This is a genomic window from Streptomyces sp. CA-179760, from assembly GCF_050937045.1.
GTDB lineage: Bacteria > Actinomycetota > Actinomycetes > Streptomycetales > Streptomycetaceae > Streptomyces.
In genome coordinates this window covers 5,164,668-5,182,840 of sequence record NZ_JBNJLZ010000001.1, presented here as the reverse complement: position 1 = coordinate 5,182,840, position 18,173 = coordinate 5,164,668, and the positions used below count along the sequence as shown (strand labels likewise).

The following is an 18,173-nucleotide window of genomic DNA, read 5'->3' as shown; positions in this document are numbered from 1 at the left end:
TTGCCCATCCCGCAGTCGGCTGTTTCACCCCCGCCGATCGGCGGGGGTGCGGCAGTCGTAGAGGCCGAAGTTGCCTCTGGTGCGCCAGCCGTAGGCCCCGGAGCGGACGCGCTCGCAGTGGGATTTCACCCAAGTCGTGGCGGAGGTCGTGGGCCGCAGGTGAGTGAGCAGCACGTAGCGGAGTTGGTGAGTGGCGATCAGGTTGCCGAGCCGCGGGGCACTGGGGAAGGGGGCCTTCCCGGTGAATCCGCCCATGACGAGCACGGGTTGGGCCTGAGCGCGCAGCAGACGTACCGCGGGGTAGGCGGCCTGGGTCGCGAGCAGGTACTTCTCGCCCTTGCGGTGCGCGGTGAGGTAGTCCAGCAGGGCGGTGTCGCGGGCGCTGGGCCGGTCGAGTTCGGCCCGGCGGAGAGCGGACGGGTCGTGGAGAGCCCGGTGGTGGAACTCGCCGACCGGACCGGCCGTCGGGGACGTGGAGGCGCCCGCGTAGCGCGGGTCGAGGGACGAGACGGCCCAGCCGGCGGGTACGAGCAGAGTGGCCGCGATTCCGGCGGCCAGAGAGCCTTGCACCAGCCTCTGGGAGGCGCGTGACCCGCTGGACCACAGGCCGAACGTCCCGCACACCGCGAAGATCACGGCGAACACCAGCAGCCGGGAGACGAACCAGGTCGGCCCGTCGAGTACGAGCGCCCAGGCCACCGTCAGCACGATCGCCGACGGCAGCCACAGCCGTCGCCGGCCGCCGGACTCGTACGCCGGCCGGAAGAGCGCGAGCCCGCCTCCGGCGAGCGCGGCGATCGCCGGTGCGAGCACGGCCGTGTAGTACACGTGATTGCCGTTGGAGACGCTGAACACCACGGCATGGATGGCGAGCCAACCGCCCCAGAGGAGGAAACCCGCACGCAGCGGGTCGGTCCGTGGCTCGCGGGCGCGCCAGATGAGGGCCGTCACGGCGGCGAGCACGGCGAGCGGCAGGAACCAGGCGATCTGCGGGCCGACGGTGTGGTTGACGAGCATCCCCCAGCCGGTGTTTCCGGAGATACGGCTGGCGGCGGTGGCCGGGACGGCGCCGAACGCGGTGCCGTCGTCGCTGAAGCGACTGATGCCGTTGTAGCCGAAGACCAGGCTGAAGGGGTTGTTGTTCGACGTGGCGTCGACATACGGGCGGTTGCCTGCGGGAGTCACCCACGCGATCAGCGCCCACGAGCAGGAGACGGCCAGCGTGACCGCACCGCTCAGCAGGAGGCGCAGCGCCCTCCGCAACGGCGAGGTGATCGCGGTGAGTTGATAGACCACGGCGAAGACCGGCAGTACGAGCCAGGCCTGCAGCATCTTCGTCTGGAAGGCGAGCCCGACCCAGACGCCACACATGATCAGCGGGAGCAGCCGCCCGGTTCGTGCCGCCTTCTGCAGGGCTCCGGCGGCTGCCACCAGCAGCAGGGTGAGGGCGGTGTCCGGGATGGTGGCCCTGTTCAGTACCACGGTGACCGGAGTGAAGGTGAGCGTCAGCGCGGCGATCAGTGCGGCGAACGGCCCGGCCCACGCCCGTACGATCCGGTGCAGCAGCCATACGGTGAGCACACCCTCGATCACATGGGGCAGCGCGGCCGCCCACGTGTGCGGCCCGAAGATCCATACGGAGACGGCATCGGGCCAGAAGGCGCCCGGCAACTTGTCGAGGGTGATCGAACCGCTCGTGTCGAGACCGCCGAAGAAGAAGGCCCGCCAACTGGTGGCCATCGACCGTATCGCCGCGCTGTAGTAGGGGTGGATCGCGGCGTGCCCCATGCCCCAGGCGTACAGCAGTGCGGCGACGCCCAGCACCGCGGCCAGCGCCGGGCGTTCCCAGCGTGCTGGAGCCCCCGGCCGGTCGGTGCGGCGGTGCGATTCTCTGCGGAGGCCATGAAAGCCGGTGCTCCGGGCGGTGGGGATGGTGGCCATGGCGAAGGTCCCTGGATCAGTGTTCGGGCGAAACGGCAGGTGAGAGGCGGAGGGCCGCGCGGGAGCCGCGGGCACCGCACGTGCGTGCCGTCCGGCGGTACGCCGACCGTCAGACCGTCAGACCGGCGACGCGCGTCGAAGGGCTACGGCTTCCGGCGCCCGCACGCCGGAGGCCGACTCACGCTGCCGCTCGGAGTGCCCGTCCGAGGCTCAGCGGACGTGACGCGCCAGTTTGGTGGCGTTGTTGAGCAGGTACTCCAGCGGTCCGCGGCGGAAGAAGCGGGACCAGATCGCCGCGAACAGGGTGGCGCCGAGGATGAAGCAGAGCAGCAGCGCGGCGGAGGCGGACTGCGGCGGGGTGGCCGCTTCGCCGGGCAGGGCGAGGATCACCAGGATGTGGCCGACGTAGAGGGTCAGCGACATGGTGCCGACGGCGATGACCGGAGTTGCCAGCCGGCGTAGCCACGGCAGCCGGTCCATCGCGACGGTCAGGCACAGGAGCGCGGTGATGGCGATCCCGATGCTGCCGATGAGGTCGAACGTGGAACCGCTGTGCGGCTCGGCTGCCAGCAACCTCCATGCGTCGGGGCCCCACAGCCCACCACCGACCGGCGTGTCGAAGGACCCCGATGCCATGCCGGGGTCCTTCATGGCACCGAGGTCCTTCATGGCAGGCATCCCGGCCGTGATCTTCTGAGCGCCGCCGGACAACCGGAGCACCAGCCACGAGACGCCGTAGCCGAACGCGATCAGCGCGGGACCGACCACGGCCAGCCGCCGCCGCACCGCACCGGAGGCCAGATCCAGCCGACCCAACGCCATGCCGGTGACCACGAACGTCATCCAGGTGATCGCCGGGTAGAGGCCGAGGAGCAGGAGATCGAGCACGCCCACCCCGGAGAGTCGCGCGATCGGGTCGTACGCGTCGATGCTGTTCACGATCGACTCGTTGAGCAGCGCCCGGATCACGTACGCCAGCTGCGGCATGACGACCGCGAGCGTGACCGCGATGATCGCGAGCGTCCTGGCCCGCAGCCGCAGCAGGGGCAGGGCCAGCAGGAAGTACACCGCGTAGAAGTTGAGGATCCCGGCGCCGCCGAAGTTGGTCATCGCCAGCGCGCTGCCCAGCACCAGCAGGATCACGGCCCGGATCACGATCCGGGCCCTCGCCTGCCGGCCGGCCAGTCCGGTCTTCGGCTCGAGGCGGCCGGCGATCAGCATCAACGAGAACCCGGCAAGGGTGGCGAACAGCGCCGACGCCCGGCCGCTCGCCAGCTCCAGGAACCAGTCGCCGACGCCGCCCCCGGGCGTGGCGAGGGGGCCGACGTGCACGGCGAACATTCCGAACACGGCCAGGGCACGGGCGAGGTCCACCCCGACCAACCGCGCCATCGGCGCGGCGCTCTTCGTCGCCGTGGCGGACTCGGGTGCGGGTGAGTGGCTCGCAGGCGTCTTCTCGGCGCTTTCGATCTCGGTCACCGGGACAACCCTGCCGAAGCACGGACGCCGCCAACCATCCGACAGCCTGCGGGAGTTGCCCCGCCGGTCGGCCCCCACCACCCCGCCGATCGGCGGGGTTCGGTCAGGGCAGCAGTCGGGCAGGCCTGCCCGGAGAAGGAGTTGATCCGCGCGGCCCACGGCAGCGGGCGAGCCACAGGACGGCGGCGGCCCATCAGGCGATGTCGTGGACGTTGCGCTCGAGCAGGTCGCACGCGGGCCGGGCAACGGCACGGTGGTCGGCACGCGTCCGGAGGAGAGTCAGACCGTGTTGGGCGGCGGTGGCGGCGATGACGAGGTCCACGGTCTGAGACCTGGGCCTTCTTTTTTGTGCGTGGTGATCAGTCAGCCTCAGCCTTCTCGGAAGACTGCCGCCGCGCGGACCATCGTGTCCTTGAGGGTGGCGCCCGAGCGCGTGGACAGGGTGTGTCCGGTGTGCCGAAGGTCGTAGAACCGGAAGCCCTTGGGCACGCCGACGATCTCACGCGCCCTCCGCCGCTTCCGTCCGAGGGTTCGTCGGGAGAAGGGAGCTCCCTTCTCCCGACGAAGAGACGTCCATCAGGGCCTGGCTCGGGATGTCGTGTCCGTAATTCCTGCTTCGTGTCCGTATCTCTTACGCCCGCCTCCGCAGCGTCATCGCTGTGACCGCGATCCCGGCCAGGACGGCCGCCAGCAGGGTGCCGATGATGGCGGTCGCGAGGGTGCCGGTGCTCAGGTGCAGGCCCACGTCGGACGAGGTGGCCTCGGAGAGGCCGGCTGCCATGCCCGCCAGCGGGGGCAGCGTCACCAGGACGCCGAGGGCGGCGCCGACGGCGATGACCAGGGCGGTTTCGCCCGCTGAGGTGAACAGGAGCTGGCGGACGGTGCCGCCGGCGGACTTCATCACCCCGAAGTCGCGGCGTCGGCCGTGGGCGGCCATGGCCATGCTGTTGACGACGGCGATGACGCTGTAGCCGACGGCGATCACGATGAGCATGCCGGCGAGGCTGTCGGTGAGCTTGGCGTCGGTGTTGTAGTCGGCCAGCGCGTACTCCGCGGCGTCGTGCAGAGCGGTGCCGGGGACGGAGTCGGTGGCCTCGGCGTCAGCGGGGACGAAGATGTCGTCGGTGAGCGCGGCCGGGTCGTGGGCTCGGACCAGATCACGGGCGACCACGAAGTCACCGCGGGCCGGGTCGTCGGGCAGGACCGCGCCGACGCGCAGGGGGACTGTGGTGCCGTCGGCGAACCGGACCGGGACGTTCTGTCCCTCGCCGAGCCCCAGGGCCTTGGCGGTGCGCTCGCCGAGCACGGCCTCCCCCGGCTTGTTCCATCGATCGTCCCGGGTGCCCAGGACGTCCAGGACCGTGGCGACGGCTGAGTTCCGCGGGTTCTTCGCGTTCTTCGTCACGAACGCGCGGGTCGGCAGGGCGGCCTTGCCCACCGGGTTGGCGGCGACCACCTCGTCGGTGTTGCCGGGCGTGCCGGCCGGGGTGACGATCGTCTGGCCCGAGACCTTGAGGGCCTCGCCCGCCGGATAGGCCACCCGCATGGTCTCCACCACGCCGCTGAGCAGAACCGCGAAACCGACGGCGGCGATCACCGGGGCGACCAGGGAGGCGGCGCGGCGGGGTTCGGCGACCAGTTCGGCCCGGATCAGGACCGGACCGGCCGAGCCGCCGCGCTGGAACGGAGCGGTCAGCAAGCGGCCGACGGGGCCGATGAACACGGGAGCCAGCAGAGCCGCCGCGACGATCAGGGTCATGGTGGCGAGGATCGCCATGGTGATGCGGTTGTCGGCGCTGGAGGTGGCAGTGCCGATGGCGAGCAGCGCACCCATGCCGAGGACGGCCAGGCCGACGATCCCATGGCCGCGGCCCATGCCCTTGTCGACGGAACGGCTGTCGAGGAGGGCCTCGATGGGGGCCACCCGGGCGGCTTTGCGACCTGCGGTCCAGGCGCCGATCACACTGACGCCGACACCGACCACGGAGGCCGTGAGCAGCGGCCAGGCAGCGACGGTGATCTCCATGTCCGGCGGGGCCACGTCCAGGCCATCGAGGATGTTCCGCAGCAGCGGTGTGGCGGCCACGCCGGCCACGCAGCCGACGATCGAGCCGAGCAGGCCGACCACGGCGGCCTCGCCGAGGATCATGCGGCGGATCTGCTGGGGGGCGGCTCCGATGGTGCGCAGCAGGCCGATCTCCCGGCGGCGCATCCCGGTCGCCAGGACCAGCATGGACGCAACCACGAACGCCGTGGTGAACAGTCCGAGGAGGGCCATGGCGCTGATGAGCTGGACTCCCAGGAAACGCCTGTGCTCGATGTACTGGGGCTGGAGTTCCGCGCGGCCGTCACCGGAGACCACGCTGCCCTTGTCTCCCAGCACCTTCTGGGCGGCGGTGACGATCGAGCCGGTGGCCGCCCTTTTGTCGGCGACCAGGGCGATGACGTGAACACCGGGCTGCTGATGCGCGGCGAACTCGTCGCTGAAGTAGTAGCCGGAGCCGTCCACCGTGCCGACGACGGTGAACTGCTTGCGGCCCTCGGTGACGTTGACGGTCAGGTCGCTGCCCACGGCCGCCCCCAGGGCGCGGTCCACCACGACCTCGTTCTCGCCGCTCGGGGCCCGGCCGGAGACCAGCCGGTAGGGCGCCAACCGCGCGCTGCCCCAGCCGTGGCCGGACTCCAGGGCACCCTCGTCGGTGACGGGCTTGCCGCCGCGGATCGCCTGGGCGTAGAAGGAGCGGTCCACCACCACGTCGGTCACGCCCGGAACCTTGTCGAGTCCGGCGAGCAGCGGCGCGGCCTCGTCCTTGCTCCACGGCATACGGTCCTCGGGGCTGCCGTCGGCGTCGACGGCCTGCTCGGGCAGTGCCAGAGCGGCGGTGCCGGTGTACCGGGGCTGGACCTTGGCCCGGGCGGAGTCGTAGATGACCAGAGTGGTGGTGATGAGGGCCACGCCGATCAGGACGGCGACGAAGGCCCCGAGGAATCCGGACCAGCGTTCGCGTACGTTCGCGAGGATCAGCATCACGCCTCCAGCCGGGTCATGTGGGTGGCGATCGCGGCGGCGTTGTTGCCGCCGGAGTGACGGTCGAGCGGGATGCGGTCGGCGATCCGGCCGTCCTTGAGGAAGACCACGACGTCGGCCATGGCCGCCGCCACCGGGTCGTGCGTGACCATGAGGGTGGTCTGGCCCTCCTGGTCCACCAGCATCCGCATCGTCCGCAGCACCTCGCGGGAGGTGCCGGTGTCCAGGGCGCCGGTGGGCTCGTCCGCGAAGAGGACGTCGGGACGTGTGACCAAGGCCCGCGCGAGGGCGACGCGCTGCTGTTGACCGCCGGAGAGCTCACTGGGGCGGTGTTCGGCGCGCTCGGCCAGACCGACCGCGCCAAGCGCGTTCGCGACCTGCTCGCGGCTGACCTTGCGGCCGGCGAACCGGGACGGCAGCTCGACGTTCTGCGCGGCCGTCAGGGACTCGACCAGATTGAATGCCTGGAAGACGAATCCGACGTGGTCACGGCGGAGCCGGGTGCGCTCCTTCTCGTTCTGCCGGCCGATGTCCGCTCCGGCGAGGATGATCCGACCGTCGGTCGGCTGCTCCAGCCCTGCCGCGCACTGCAGCAAGGTCGACTTCCCGGAACCGGAGGGGCCCATGATGGCGGTGAAGGTACCGCGGGGGAAGCCGAGGGAGACGCCGTCCAGCGCGGTCACCTGGCGTCCGCCGGTGCCGTGGACCTTGCGCACACCGTGGAGTTCGACCGCGTCCTGTACGGGGGTTTGCCTCGTCGTCGTCATGCGTCGATTCCACTGCACGGGGTGGGCCGGGGCACTGATCCGCTCTCTACCTCTGAGGTAGAGGCAGCTCTACCTCAGGTGGTCCGAGGGGACCGCCGCAGGGAACCCTTCACCAAATCCCGTACGTCCCGGTTACGTTGATCGCATGCCTCCCACAACGGCCTGGCAGGCCATGGCTCAGCGTCCCCTGAGCTTTCTGACCTCGAGCTGGCCCTGGCGGTCACTGGCCTATCTGAGCGGCGGCGTTGTGGTCGGCGCCGCGGCCTTGCTGGTCTTCGGCCTCGGGCTGGCCGCCGGGCTCGCCCTGCTGGTCGTGCTGATCGGTGTCGCTCCCCTGGTCGGCCTGGTGCTGGCCTCCACCGTGGTGGCCACGGTGGAACGCAGTCGGCTGCGCCTTGTGGACCTCGACCAGCTACCCGACCCGCACCGGGCCCCCGACGGCCCCGGCCTGCGCACCTGGATGGCCACCCGGCTCAAGGAGCGGGCGACGTGGCGGGAGTTGATGTTCACGCTGCTGTCGACGGCGTCCCTGTGGTGGCTGGACCTGCTGGTCCTCGGCTTCTCCTTCGGGGTGCCCGCCGTGACCATCGCCTCGGCCGATGGCGACACCTGGCCCTGGGCGGTGTTCGGAGCGATCGTGCTGCTCGCCTCGCCGTACACGGTGACCTCGTGGGCGGGGGCACGCGCCTCCATGGCTCGCACCTTCCTTGCTCCGCGCGACCGGGAGCTCGGGGAGGAGCTGCGTGAGGTGCGCGCCTCCCAGTCGCGGCTGCTCGACTCCTTCGACGCCGAACGCGTGCGCATCGAGCGCGATCTGCACGACGGGGCGCAGCAGCGCCTCGTCTCACTGGGGATGACCCTGGGGCTGATGCGTCTGGAGATCCCGGAGGGCACCCCGCAGGCCGAGCTGCTGACCCAGGTGGAGAACCAGCTCTCCGCCGCCCACCAGGAGTTGCGGGCCCTGATACGAGGGCTGAACCCACCGGTGCTCGCCGATCACGGCCTGGTCGCGGCGATCGAGGACTACGCCGGCCGGTTCCCGATCCCCGTGACCGTGGATCTGCGACTGCCCGAGCGACTGCCCAGGAAACTCGAGACGACGATGTACTACCTGATCAACGAGGCCATGACGAACATCGCCAAGCACAGTGGGGCCACGACCGCCCAGGTACGGGGTCGCTACCATTCCGATCTGTTGATCCTCGACATCACGGACGACGGCAGGGGCGGGCTCGATCCCGAGGCCGGCAGCGGCGTGACAGGGCTCGCGGACCGGGTCACGGCGCTCGACGGCCGGATGCGGGTGTCGAGTCCGGTCGGTGGTCCCACCCTGCTGCATGTGGAGGTTCCGTGTCGCTTCGCCTGATCGTCGCCGAGGACGCCGTTCTGTTACGCGAGGGCCTGGTCGGGCTCCTCGAGCGGGTCGGCCACGAGGTGGTGGCCGCGGTCGGGGACGCCGACGCCCTCGTCGAGGTGGTACGCGGCGACCGGCCGGATCTGATCGTCACCGACGTACGGATGCCGCCCTCGCTCAGCGACGACGGGCTGCGATCCGCGGTGGCGCTGCGCGAGGAGTTCCCCGGCCTGCCCGTGCTCGTCCTCAGCCAGTACGTGGAACGCTCCTACGCGCTGCGCCTGCTGGACTCGGGCGGCGGCGCCGGGGTGGGCTACCTGCTCAAGGAACGGGTCGGCGCGGTGGCCGACTTCACGGCCGCGATCGAACGGGTCGCCGCAGGCGGGACGGTGGTGGACCCGGAGGTGATCCACCAGCTGGTCCGGCTGCGCCAGGATCCGCTGGAGCGGCTGAGCCCCCGCGAGCGCGAGGTGCTCGGACTGATCGCGGAGGGCCGCACCAACGCCGGCCTCGCCAAGCACCTGTTCATCAGCGAGGCGGCCGTGAACAAACACATCGGCAATATCTTCAACAAGCTGGATCTGCCGGTGGACACCGAGGGCCACCGGCGGGTGCTGGCGGTCCTCGCCTTCCTGCGGGCGTAACGCACCGGCCGGTCTCCCCAGGCGCGAGCACGGACTGCCGGCGGTCACGGCGTCGGCGGAAGCAGACCCACACGATCGACGCGGTGCTGACCGGATTCATCACCAGAGCATCGCCGTACCGCCCGACGAGGACCTTCCGCGGACCACCGAGCGGGCCTGCTCCTGCTCGGCCACACGGTCAGGGCAGCCCTCGAACCCGCCGACCGGCCGACCAGGACCGGCGTCCGCGCGGCCGCTCAGCATGTTCTCGCCGCACTGGCCGACGCGCGCAGTGCGGCCGACTCGCGCTCGGCATCCCTGCGAGAGCCTCGCTCCGGACAGCGACTGCGACAAGATCGTTCATGCAACGTCACCTGTCTACGCGCCGCCGAACCCGCATGCGTTACGGCTCCCCGAGGAAGTGACAGTGCATCAAGCGACTCAGGCGAGGTCCGTGCCCTGTCCGTGCCCGTAGTAGCGGACAACCACGGTCAACAATGGTGCGATCGAGCCTTCGCGCCACACCGACACGCGCGGAGTCGGTCACCGTGCCGCGTACGGCGCCCTTGTCCGTGCGTACCAACGAGGCGTCAGTCCGGTTCGCCGCACGGGTCGGATCGGGGGCGGCCACCGCTCCTGTGGCTCCTGTGGCTCCTGTGGTGACCGCAGCGCCCAAGCCGAGAGCACCGGCAATGACTGCTTGTACTGTCCGCTTCAACATGTAGACGAGCGTATGAACTTGGCGATCTCGTGAGGAGCCGGTCAGCCACCGGCCGTCGGGTCGGGTCAGCCCCACCCTCGGCTGAGCGAAGAAGACGTCGAGACCCCACTGTCGCCAAGCGCGAGCAGGAAGGGCGCGATGCGCTTGCCCTGCTGTCTTACGAAACCCTTACGCACCCGCCCGGTATGAGGGCCCGCGCCTACGCTCACCGCGTGACGACCTCTCTCATGACGACCTCCATACGGATCGCCCTTGTCACCGCCGCGCCCCTGGCGTTGGCCGCAGCGGGCCTCGCACACCCCACGGGCTGTCGAAGTCGACGGCGGCGGACTGGACAGACCTGCACGTCCTGCTGCTGCCCCTCTTTCCGCTGCTCACCATCGGCCTCCTGGTCCCGCTGTGGCACCGTCCCCGGCCTGGCATCGAAGCCGCTGCCACGGTGGCGGCCTGGACAGGTGCCTTCGTCTACTCGGCCTTCTACACCGGGCTCGACGCCGTCGCCGGCATCGCGGCCGGAACGACGGTCGAGCACGCTGCCGCGGGCACGAGCCCGGGGCCGTTGAAACGCCCGCTCTACGACGTGGGTGAGTCCCTCGGACAGGTCGGCGCCTACGCCCTGATCTGCGCGGTCATGGCCGCCGCGGTAGCGCTGTGGCCACGGCACGGCGCCCGCGTCCTGCCGGGCACAGCCATTCTGCTCGTGGCCGGCTGGTCCTTCGTCGACAGCCACATCTTCTGGCCACGCGGGGTCTGGACGATGTGTGGCTTCGCCCTTGGCTTCGCCCTGCTCGCCTGGACCACCAGGTCCCACAGCCGGGGCCGGCCGCGGGCAGAGGGCTGAAGGCAAACGGCAAACGCTTGTGCCGTGCGATGTGCCGTCGCAGGCCCGACCGGGCGGGCCCGGCAGGTAGCCGTGCCTCTGCCTCTCGTCGCTGCCCCGGCGCAATGGGGGAAGTTCGCACCGGCCTCCACGGCCCGCCGGTTCATGTGCCGACGCTGCGACAAGTGCTGGATGTACGTGCCGGCCGCTGACACTGCCGGTCAGCGCATGCGCCGAACGTTCGCCCGGGGCAGAGCAAGTGCTTACGAGAGTCTGACGCGGAGCTCGTTCCCTCTCCTCCCACCCCACCCACTGGTCACTCTTGTCCCGTCCGCAGATACGGATGACGGATCCGGTGCCCATGGACAACGAAGCTGAAGGAGACGGAACATGAGCGTGCACAGCGGTCACGGTGATCAGTATCGACAGAGCCGCCAGGACGGAGCGGGCCGCCGCCACCGGGGGAAGTCCAGGACGCGGCGCATCGTGATCGGCGGCGGAGCCCTCGCCATCGCCGGGGCGGCGACAGTCGCCGTGTCCCTGGCCTCTGCCAGTCAGTACTCCGGGAGCGCCGGTGCCGACCACGCCGTCTTCGTCCAGGGCAACGAGCTGGACGGCAACACCATCCATGTGTTCGCGCGGGACGACGACGGCAAGCTCGAACCCGCGGGGACCCACGAGACCGGCGGCAAGGGCGGTGACCAGGTCGACGCCCCCACCGACTCGCTCGCCTCCCAGGGTTCGCTGGTCTACGACGACGCCTCGGGGATGCTGCTGGCGGTCAACGCGGGCAGCGGCACGGTGACCTCGTTCCGCGTCGAGGGACGGGAACTGAAGGACCGCCAAGTCGTTGACTCCGGCGGGGAGTTCCCGGCCGGCATCGCGGTACACGGCAAGGTCGCGTACGTCATGAACGCGGGCGGTGAGGGCTCCGTCCAAGGCTTCGGGATCACCAGCAAGGGGCTCGAGCCGCTACAGGGCTCCCACCGCTCGCTGGGCCTGAACAACGAGGACGTACCGCGCTTCGACACCTCACCCGGCGAGGTCGAGATCACCCCGGACGGCCGCAATCTGGTGGTCACCACCAAGGCGGCCAACACGGTCGAGGTCTTTCCGCTGAAGAAGAACGGCCTCCCGGCCGTCGACGAACCGGTCGTCAACCAGTCCGCGGGCGGTGTCCCGTTCGCGATCAGCTTCGACAGCACCGGGAAGCGGATGCTGGTCGCCGAGGCCGAGAAGTCCACGGTCACCACCTACAAGGTGAAGCACGACGGCAAGCTGAAGGTCCTTCAGGAGCCGCTCGCCAACGGGCAGGAGGTCCTGTGCTGGCTGGAGCGCGCGGGCAACTACTTCTACGGCGGCAACACCGGCAACTCCACCGTCAGCGGCTACCGCATGGACGAGCAGGGCAAGCTCTCCCTGACCAACGACGTCGGCGTGGCCACGCCGCCCTCCGCGAACTCGCAGGGCGTGATCGACCTCGCGGTGACGGAGGACGAGAAGTTCGTCTACGTCCAGAACGCCGTCTCCGGCACCGTGGACGGCTTCCGCGTCGAGTCCGACGGCGCTCTCACGAAGGTCACCACGGCTGAGGGGCTGCCTGCCTTCGACGAGTCGGGCATGGAAGGGATCGCCGCGGTGTGACACGCCGCGCGGTCGCGACGACCACACTCTGCTGCCCTGCGGGTCGGAGTCGCTCTCGGTCACCAGGGACCAACAGGCGCCCTGAGCTCCCTCCTCGGGGCGCCATGCCCATAGCGTGCCCATAAGACCGGACAACCACGGTGGACAGCGGTGCGATCCGGCCCCGACGATCAGCCAACGGAACGGTGCGGGTCAGAGGCGTGGAGCCCACCCAAGCGCCGTCGCTTCCCAAGCTGAGAGCGCGAGTTCGGTTCTCGTCGGTCGATCTGATCAAGGTTTGCAGGAGGACTGAGCCCATCCCCCGGCCGCGGGCTCCAGGGTGGACCTACACCGAGTGGTGGACCTACACCGAGTGTTCGACCACGCCGGCATACGCGCACCGATGCGAACTGTGCCTGTGGGACTCATGCTTGGCTCGCCGGGGCGATCTCGTCGACCAGGCCGTGGATGCGCTTCTCGATCTCGTCGCGGATCGGGCGAACCGCTTCTACGCCCTGACCGGCAGGGTCGGGGAGTTCCCAGTCGAGGTAGCGCTTGCCGGGGAAGACGGGGCAGGTGTCCCCGCAGCCCATGGTGATGACGACGTCGGACGCCTGGACCGCTTCCACCGTGAGCACCTTGGGCACCTCGGCCGCGATGTCGATGCCCGCCTCAGCCATGGCCTCGACTACGGCCGGGTTGACGGTGTCGGCGGGGGCGGAGCCTGCGGAGCGGACCTGGACGCGGTCGCCTGCGAGGTGAGTGAGGAAGGCGGCGGCCATCTGTGAGCGTCCGGCGTTGTGGACGCAGACGAACAGGACGGACGGGGTGGTGGTGTCAGGCATGGGCTGCGTCTTCCTGAGGTGCGGGGGCGGCGGCCGGGGCGGTGAAGTAGCGGCGCGCGTACAGGGCGACGTACACCAGGCCGATGAGTGCGGGCACTTCGATGAGGGGGCCCACGACGCCGGCGAGTGCCTGGCCGGAGGTGGCTCCGAAGGTGGCGATGGCGACGGCGATGGCCAGCTCGAAGTTGTTGCCCGCAGCGGTGAAGGCCAGCGTTGTGGCGCGCGGGTAGTCCAGACCCACGACGCGGCCCAGGGCCATGGACCCGGCCCACATGACGGCGAAGTAGACCAGCAGCGGCAGGGCGATGCGGGCGACGTCCAGCGGCTGTGAGGTGATCGCGTCGCCTTGCAGGGCGAAGAGGACGACGATGGTGAAGAGGAGCCCGTAGAGGGCGAAGGGGCCGATGCGCGGGATGAGCTTGGCTTCGTACCAGGTGCGGCCCTTGGCCTTCTCACCGATGCGGCGGGTGAGGTAACCGGCCGCGAGCGGAATACCGAGGAAGATGAGCACGCTGCGGGCGATCTCCCACACCGACACGTTCAGGCCGGTCTGTTCCAGGCCGAGCCAGCCGGGCAGGGCGGAGAGATAGAACCAGCCCAGCGCCGAGAAGGCGATCACCTGGAAGACGGAGTTCAGGGCGACCAGGACGGCGGCGGCTTCGCGGTGTCCGCAGGCCAGGTCGTTCCAGATGATGACCATGGCGATGCAGCGGGCCAGGCCGACGATGATCAGGCCCGTGCGGTAGGCGGGCAGGTCCGGCAGGAACAGCCAGGCCAGGGCGAACATGAGTGCCGGGCCGACGACCCAGTTCAGCAAAAGGGACGGGAGCAACAGGCGGCGATCGCTGGTGACTGTGTCGAGGCGGTCGTAGCGGACCTTGGCCAGCACCGGGTACATCATCACGAGCAGGCCCAGGGCGATCGGCAGGGACACGCCCGTCACCGTCACCTTGGCCAGAGCGTCGCCCAGGCCCGGGACCAGTCGCCCCAGACCGAGCCCCACGGCCATGGCCACGAGGATCCAGACAGCCAGGTAGCGATCGACGAAGGACAAGCGTCCCGCCACGTTCCCTTCAGCAGCCGCAGTGCTCACGAAGCGGCCCCGGCAGGCGCCGTGCGGTCGGGCAGTGATTCTCCTGCCGGACGGGTCAGGATCGCGGCAAGCCGGTCGGTCATCTCCGGGACCAGCCAGTAGTAGACCCAGGTCCCGCGCCGCTCGCAGTCGATCAGCCCGGCCTGCCGGAGCAGCTTGAGGTGATGGGAGATCGTCGGCTGGGACAGGTCGAAGGCCGGGGTCAGGTCACATACACAGACCTCGCCACCCGCACGTGAGGCGATCATCGACAGCAGACGCAGCCGCACTGGATCACCCAAGGCCTTGAACACCTTGGCCAGCTCTACCGCCTGGCCCTCGTCCAAGGGGGTCGTGAGCAGCGCCGGGCAGCAGCTGCCGGCCGCATCGTCCTGACCCAGCACAACGAACTCTTGATTCGACATTTCTCTATGTTGACATCCTTCGATTCAGAGCGCAATGTTGTATCGACAGACATCAATGCAACCCGTTGGGAGTCGTGCCATGTCTCGCGCTCAGCTCGCCCTTCGCGTCAGCGACCTCGAAGCGTCGATCACCTTCTACTCGAAGCTGTTCGGCACCGAACCGGCCAAGCGTCGCGAGGGCTACGCCAACTTCGCCATCACCGAGCCCCCGCTCAAGCTCGTCCTGATCGAGGGGCAGCCCGGCGAGGAAACGCGCCTGGACCACCTCGGCGTCGAGGTCGAGTCCACCGACCAGGTCAACGCCGCCACCACCCGGCTCAAGGACGCCGGTCTGGCCACCTTCGAGGAGAACGACACCTCCTGCTGCTACGCCCTCCAGGACAAGGTGTGGGTCCACGGCCCCGGCAAGGAACCCTGGGAGGTCTACGTCGTGAAGGCCGACGCCGACAACCTCGGCAAGAGCGCCGACCCCGACGCCACCGGGGACGCCTGCTGCACCAGCCAGGCGACCGAGGAGGCCCCGGTGGCCGCTGGATGTGCATGCGGTCAGTGATTCGAACGGCCTGATCCGCCGAGTGCCGGTCCGTCTCAGTCAGCGACGGCCACCACCGTTCATGCGCGTCCATCCATCGAGTCACGCAGAACGCGCGGACCGCCATGAACGCAGGTGAACGCACTGGCACGAGGCACTCCGGGCCGCCAACACAGTTGGAAAGGCTCTGTCGATGACCACTCACGTACGTGCGGTGACCGACCGCACCACCGAAAGCTTCACGTGGGAGGAGGGCGCGCGCATCGAGGTCCGCAACCTAGTGCTGTGCCCGTATGCGTTCACCGGGTTGAGGATCCTTGACGCCAGGAGCTGAGCTGCTGTCGTGGACGGCTTGTACTCTGCGCTCATTCGACGATCGGACGATCACGAACACGGGCCTGCGAGCACGGGGCGGGCGTCCAGGGGCGGGAGCGCGGGGATTTCAATGAGTGACGCACATCCGATACGAAGCCGCAGACCGGGCCTCTCGGTCGGTGCACTGATCATCGCCGGGGTCGTCCTCGTCGCGATCGGGGCCGTCGGCGCCTGGCTCCAGCACGACGCTCCCGGCCGGAGTGCGGAGCCACGTACGGAGTTCACCGCGTCCAACCCGCCAGCCGGTCTGCCCACCGCGCTCACCACCGGCCAGCGCCTCCACTGGTCCCGCTGCACCTCGCCGCCCACCGCGCGCACTGGCTACGACTGCGCCGTCATGAAGACCCCCCTCGACTACCGGAAACCAGACGGCAGGACGATCGACGTCGCCCTGATCCGCCGCAAGGCCACCGGCCCGAACGCCCGGCGCATCGGCTCGCTCGTCCTCAACTTCGGTGGCCCCGGCGTGTCCGGCGTGAGCGGATTACCCGAACGACTCAACCAGTACAAGCCGCTCCTCGACCGCTACGACCTGGTCTCCTTCGACCCGCGCGGCGTTGGCGCGACCATCCCCGTGCGCTGCGGAAAGACCGCGGACGACACCGGCTACGACGGGGCCGACGCCTGCGCCGAGCACTCCGGGGCGCTCCTCCCGTACGTCGGCACCTCGCACACCGCGCGCGACCTCGACCTGATGCGCTACCTCCTCGGCGACGAGCGGCTGCACTACTTCGGGGTCTCGTACGGAACGGCGCTCGGCGCGGTCTACGCCCACCTGTACCCGTCGCACGTCGGGCGGCTCGTCCTCGAAGCGCCCGTCGATCCGACCGAGGACCTCAGCGAGGAGCAGGTGTCGCAGGTCAAGGCGGTCCAGGCGGCGTTCGACCGGTTCGCTGCGCACTGCGCGGCCCGTATCCGCCACTGCCCGACCGGTGACGGGCCCGAGGAGGCCGCACGACGCATGGCGCGCCTGGCCGACCGCCTGGAGAAAAAGCCCGCCCCGGCCGGCGGCGGAAGGAACCTGGACGCCGACGACCTCGCGCACAGCGTCAGCGACCATCTCGACCTCGGCAAGGACGGCTGGTCGCCGCTCGCCAAGGCGCTCACCACGCTGATCGACCACAACGACGGCGGTCCGCTGAGCAACGGCGCGGACGACATGGGTTCCGCCGACCGCGCGGCGACCCCGCCCGACAGCAGCCGCGTCGCCCGGACCGCGATCACCTGCGCGGACTCCAGCCTGCGCCCCGACTTCGAACGCCTCGACCGGGACGAGGCCCGCGTCAAGGCCGCCTCGCCCGTCTTCGGCGCCGCCTGGTCCACCGGCGTCTACCTCTGTTACGACTGGCCGTTCGACGGCGAACGCGTCACGCCCCAGGTGAACGCCGACGGCGCGGCCCCCGTCCTGGTGGTCGGCGGCACCGGCGACCCGACCACCCCGTATCCCGGCGCCCGCAACATGGCCCGCGCCCTGGGCGACGGTGTCGGCGTGCTCCTGACGGCCGAGGAGGAGGGCCACGGCACATACCCGCAGAACCGCTGCGTCACGGAGGCCGTCAACCAGTACCTCCGCACGGGCCGCACCCCGGCCACGGGAACGGTGTGCCGGGGCACCATGTCCTGAGGCCCGTACGGATCCGCCGGGCGGCCGTCAGCACACCGGGCTGCTCGAACGGTGAAGGCCACGCCCTCGAAGACCCTTGAGTCTCCCGATGGCCGGGGAAGGGCGCGCGCTCATCCCGCTCCGCCGTCGAGCAGCCTGCTGCAGCGCAGCCGTAACGCCCGCTCGGTGCTGGCTGACGCCGTGACAAGGCCGAGTGCGATGTTGCCCCACTTCGGCAGATCGACGGGCGAGGTGAACGTTCCGGTGTGCTGGGCGATGCCCTCGGGCCGGGTGAGCTGTTCGGCGGCTTGCGGGAGGAGGAGGGCCATGGCGGCGACCAGCACGCACAGCGAGAGGAGACCGATCGCGCGGCTCAGCGCGGGGTGTTCGCGTTCGACACGCGCGCGGCGCCCCTCGGCGGACCGGGGATCCGGGACGAGCGGGTACTCGGCCCCCTGGTCGGTGACGTAGTGGCAGCGCTTGATCCCGAAGGCACTCATCCTCACCTCGACGGTGCCGCCCGGGACGGGGAAGACGGCGGGGATCGGACATGATGTGCTGCCTGCCGTCGGCGTACAGGTGAGCCTTGAGACTGTCGGACGCGTGGTTCTGCCAATGCCTGATGTCGACGGCGTAGACCGTGTGCCGGCCGTCGTCGCTCGTCAGCCGAAGATGGAACAGCGCGCGGAAGGGCACATGCCACCAGCGGAAACGCTCCAGTGCTCGCCCGTCTCCGGGCTTGACCCGCCGCACGGCCCGACGCCGACGCCACTCTTTGATCATACTTTCGCTCCCGCCACTTGACCGGCTCGGCCGCGCGGGTGAACTCCCGCGGTGGGCACCGTCCGGCGGTGTCGTGCAGAACTGACTGGCCGCTGGAACACGCACGGTCCGAGGCTCGCCCAGAAGCCGTCTGCCCTTGAGTACCGCTGCCGTCGACCGCGGCAGCGCGCTGACACTCCCCC

The 18,173-nt window shown here is 70.1% G+C and carries 15 protein-coding genes and 1 pseudogene; 6 read left to right on the top strand and 10 right to left on the bottom strand.

Annotated elements, in window-relative coordinates; genetic code table 11:
* Nucleotides 1-24 precede the first annotated feature (24 nt).
* The 6 genes and pseudogenes from ACQEV8_RS23425 to ACQEV8_RS23400 form a co-directional block, all read right to left on the bottom strand.
* On the bottom strand, nt 25-1,941 hold the full coding sequence (locus tag ACQEV8_RS23425) for an ArnT family glycosyltransferase (RefSeq protein ID WP_432963317.1): 1,917 nt from the start codon (nt 1,939-1,941) through the stop codon (nt 25-27).
* A 210-nt stretch (nt 1,942-2,151) separates the two neighbouring features.
* A complete protein-coding gene (locus tag ACQEV8_RS23420) occupies nt 2,152-3,420 on the bottom strand; it encodes a DUF418 domain-containing protein (RefSeq protein ID WP_432963314.1) in 1,269 nt (422 codons plus the stop codon).
* 193 nt (nt 3,421-3,613) lie between these two features.
* Complete coding sequence (locus ACQEV8_RS23415) at nt 3,614-3,742, bottom strand: hypothetical protein (RefSeq protein WP_432963311.1); 129 nt, start codon at nt 3,740-3,742, stop codon at nt 3,614-3,616.
* Between the two features lie 49 nt (nt 3,743-3,791).
* Nucleotides 3,792-4,016, bottom strand: a pseudogene (locus ACQEV8_RS23410) (tyrosine-type recombinase/integrase); the annotation flags it as partial.
* A gap of 35 nt (nt 4,017-4,051) precedes the next feature.
* Nucleotides 4,052-6,448: an ABC transporter permease gene (locus ACQEV8_RS23405; protein WP_432963308.1), complete on the bottom strand. Its 2,397-nt coding sequence runs from the start codon at nt 6,446-6,448 to the stop codon at nt 4,052-4,054.
* On the bottom strand, nt 6,448-7,215 hold the full coding sequence (locus tag ACQEV8_RS23400; RefSeq protein WP_432963305.1) for an ABC transporter ATP-binding protein: 768 nt from the start codon (nt 7,213-7,215) through the stop codon (nt 6,448-6,450). The genes ACQEV8_RS23405 and ACQEV8_RS23400 overlap by 1 nt, the downstream gene beginning before the upstream one ends.
* A 145-nt stretch (nt 7,216-7,360) precedes the next feature.
* On the opposite strand from ACQEV8_RS23400, the gene ACQEV8_RS23395 reads away from it, so the two are divergent.
* The 4 genes from ACQEV8_RS23395 (at nt 7,361) to ACQEV8_RS23380 (ending at nt 12,377) form a co-directional block, all read left to right on the top strand.
* On the top strand, nt 7,361-8,581 hold the full coding sequence (locus tag ACQEV8_RS23395; protein WP_432963302.1) for a sensor histidine kinase: 1,221 nt from the start codon (nt 7,361-7,363) through the stop codon (nt 8,579-8,581).
* Nucleotides 8,581-9,213 carry a response regulator gene (locus ACQEV8_RS23390; RefSeq protein ID WP_432972929.1) on the top strand — a complete coding sequence of 211 codons (633 nt, stop codon included), beginning with the start codon at nt 8,581-8,583 and terminating at the stop codon, nt 9,211-9,213. Before ACQEV8_RS23395 ends, ACQEV8_RS23390 begins: the two co-directional genes overlap by 1 nt.
* Nucleotides 9,214-10,352: 1,139 nt before the next feature.
* On the top strand, nt 10,353-10,754 hold the full coding sequence (locus tag ACQEV8_RS23385; protein WP_432963299.1) for a hypothetical protein: 402 nt from the start codon (nt 10,353-10,355) through the stop codon (nt 10,752-10,754).
* Between the two features lie 369 nt (nt 10,755-11,123).
* The gene (locus ACQEV8_RS23380; protein ID WP_432963296.1) at nt 11,124-12,377 is read left to right on the top strand and encodes a lactonase family protein; all 1,254 of its coding nucleotides are present in this window, start codon (nt 11,124-11,126) and stop codon (nt 12,375-12,377) included.
* A gap of 404 nt (nt 12,378-12,781) precedes the next feature.
* On the opposite strand, the gene ACQEV8_RS23375 is transcribed toward ACQEV8_RS23380, so the two are convergent.
* The 3 genes from ACQEV8_RS23375 to ACQEV8_RS23365 are packed head-to-tail and all read right to left on the bottom strand — an operon-like array spanning nt 12,782 to nt 14,698.
* The gene (locus tag ACQEV8_RS23375) at nt 12,782-13,201 is read right to left on the bottom strand and encodes an arsenate reductase ArsC (RefSeq protein ID WP_432963293.1); all 420 of its coding nucleotides are present in this window, start codon (nt 13,199-13,201) and stop codon (nt 12,782-12,784) included.
* Entirely contained in the window at nt 13,194-14,294 is a 1,101-nt protein-coding gene (gene arsB / locus ACQEV8_RS23370) for an ACR3 family arsenite efflux transporter (protein WP_432963290.1), read from the bottom strand. Before arsB ends, ACQEV8_RS23375 begins: the two co-directional genes overlap by 8 nt.
* Entirely contained in the window at nt 14,291-14,698 is a 408-nt protein-coding gene (locus ACQEV8_RS23365; RefSeq protein ID WP_432963287.1) for an ArsR/SmtB family transcription factor, read from the bottom strand. Before ACQEV8_RS23365 ends, arsB begins: the two co-directional genes overlap by 4 nt.
* Before the next feature lie 79 nt (nt 14,699-14,777).
* On the opposite strand from ACQEV8_RS23365, the gene ACQEV8_RS23360 reads away from it, so the two are divergent.
* Both ACQEV8_RS23360 and ACQEV8_RS23355 read left to right on the top strand, forming a co-directional pair.
* The gene (locus tag ACQEV8_RS23360) at nt 14,778-15,251 is read left to right on the top strand and encodes an ArsI/CadI family heavy metal resistance metalloenzyme (protein ID WP_432963284.1); all 474 of its coding nucleotides are present in this window, start codon (nt 14,778-14,780) and stop codon (nt 15,249-15,251) included.
* A gap of 424 nt (nt 15,252-15,675) precedes the next feature.
* Nucleotides 15,676-17,229: an alpha/beta hydrolase gene (locus ACQEV8_RS23355; protein ID WP_432963281.1), complete on the top strand. Its 1,554-nt coding sequence runs from the start codon at nt 15,676-15,678 to the stop codon at nt 17,227-17,229.
* Between the two features lie 110 nt (nt 17,230-17,339).
* Here the strand turns inward: ACQEV8_RS23355 and ACQEV8_RS23350 are convergent, their stop codons facing one another.
* Nucleotides 17,340-17,708, bottom strand: coding sequence for a hypothetical protein (locus ACQEV8_RS23350; RefSeq protein ID WP_432963278.1), 369 nt, complete (start codon nt 17,706-17,708; stop codon nt 17,340-17,342).
* Nucleotides 17,709-18,173 lie beyond the last annotated feature (465 nt).

Bases quoted from the DNA above. Each gene is read 5' to 3' on its own strand.
- ACQEV8_RS23425 (WP_432963317.1), bottom strand. From the start codon at position 1,941: ATGGCCACCATCCCCACCGCCCGGAGCACCGGCTTTCATGGCCTCCGC.
- ACQEV8_RS23405 (WP_432963308.1), bottom strand. From the start codon at position 6,448: ATGCTGATCCTCGCGAACGTACGCGAACGCTGGTCCGGATTCCTCGGG.
- ACQEV8_RS23400 (WP_432963305.1), bottom strand. From the start codon at position 7,215: ATGACGACGACGAGGCAAACCCCCGTACAGGACGCGGTCGAACTCCAC.
- ACQEV8_RS23395 (WP_432963302.1), top strand. From the start codon at position 7,361: ATGCCTCCCACAACGGCCTGGCAGGCCATGGCTCAGCGTCCCCTGAGC.
- ACQEV8_RS23380 (WP_432963296.1), top strand. From the start codon at position 11,124: ATGAGCGTGCACAGCGGTCACGGTGATCAGTATCGACAGAGCCGCCAG.
- ACQEV8_RS23375 (WP_432963293.1), bottom strand. From the start codon at position 13,201: ATGCCTGACACCACCACCCCGTCCGTCCTGTTCGTCTGCGTCCACAAC.
- ACQEV8_RS23365 (WP_432963287.1), bottom strand. From the start codon at position 14,698: ATGTCGAATCAAGAGTTCGTTGTGCTGGGTCAGGACGATGCGGCCGGC.
- ACQEV8_RS23360 (WP_432963284.1), top strand. From the start codon at position 14,778: ATGTCTCGCGCTCAGCTCGCCCTTCGCGTCAGCGACCTCGAAGCGTCG.
- ACQEV8_RS23355 (WP_432963281.1), top strand. From the start codon at position 15,676: ATGAGTGACGCACATCCGATACGAAGCCGCAGACCGGGCCTCTCGGTC.
- ACQEV8_RS23350 (WP_432963278.1), bottom strand. From the start codon at position 17,708: ATGAGTGCCTTCGGGATCAAGCGCTGCCACTACGTCACCGACCAGGGG.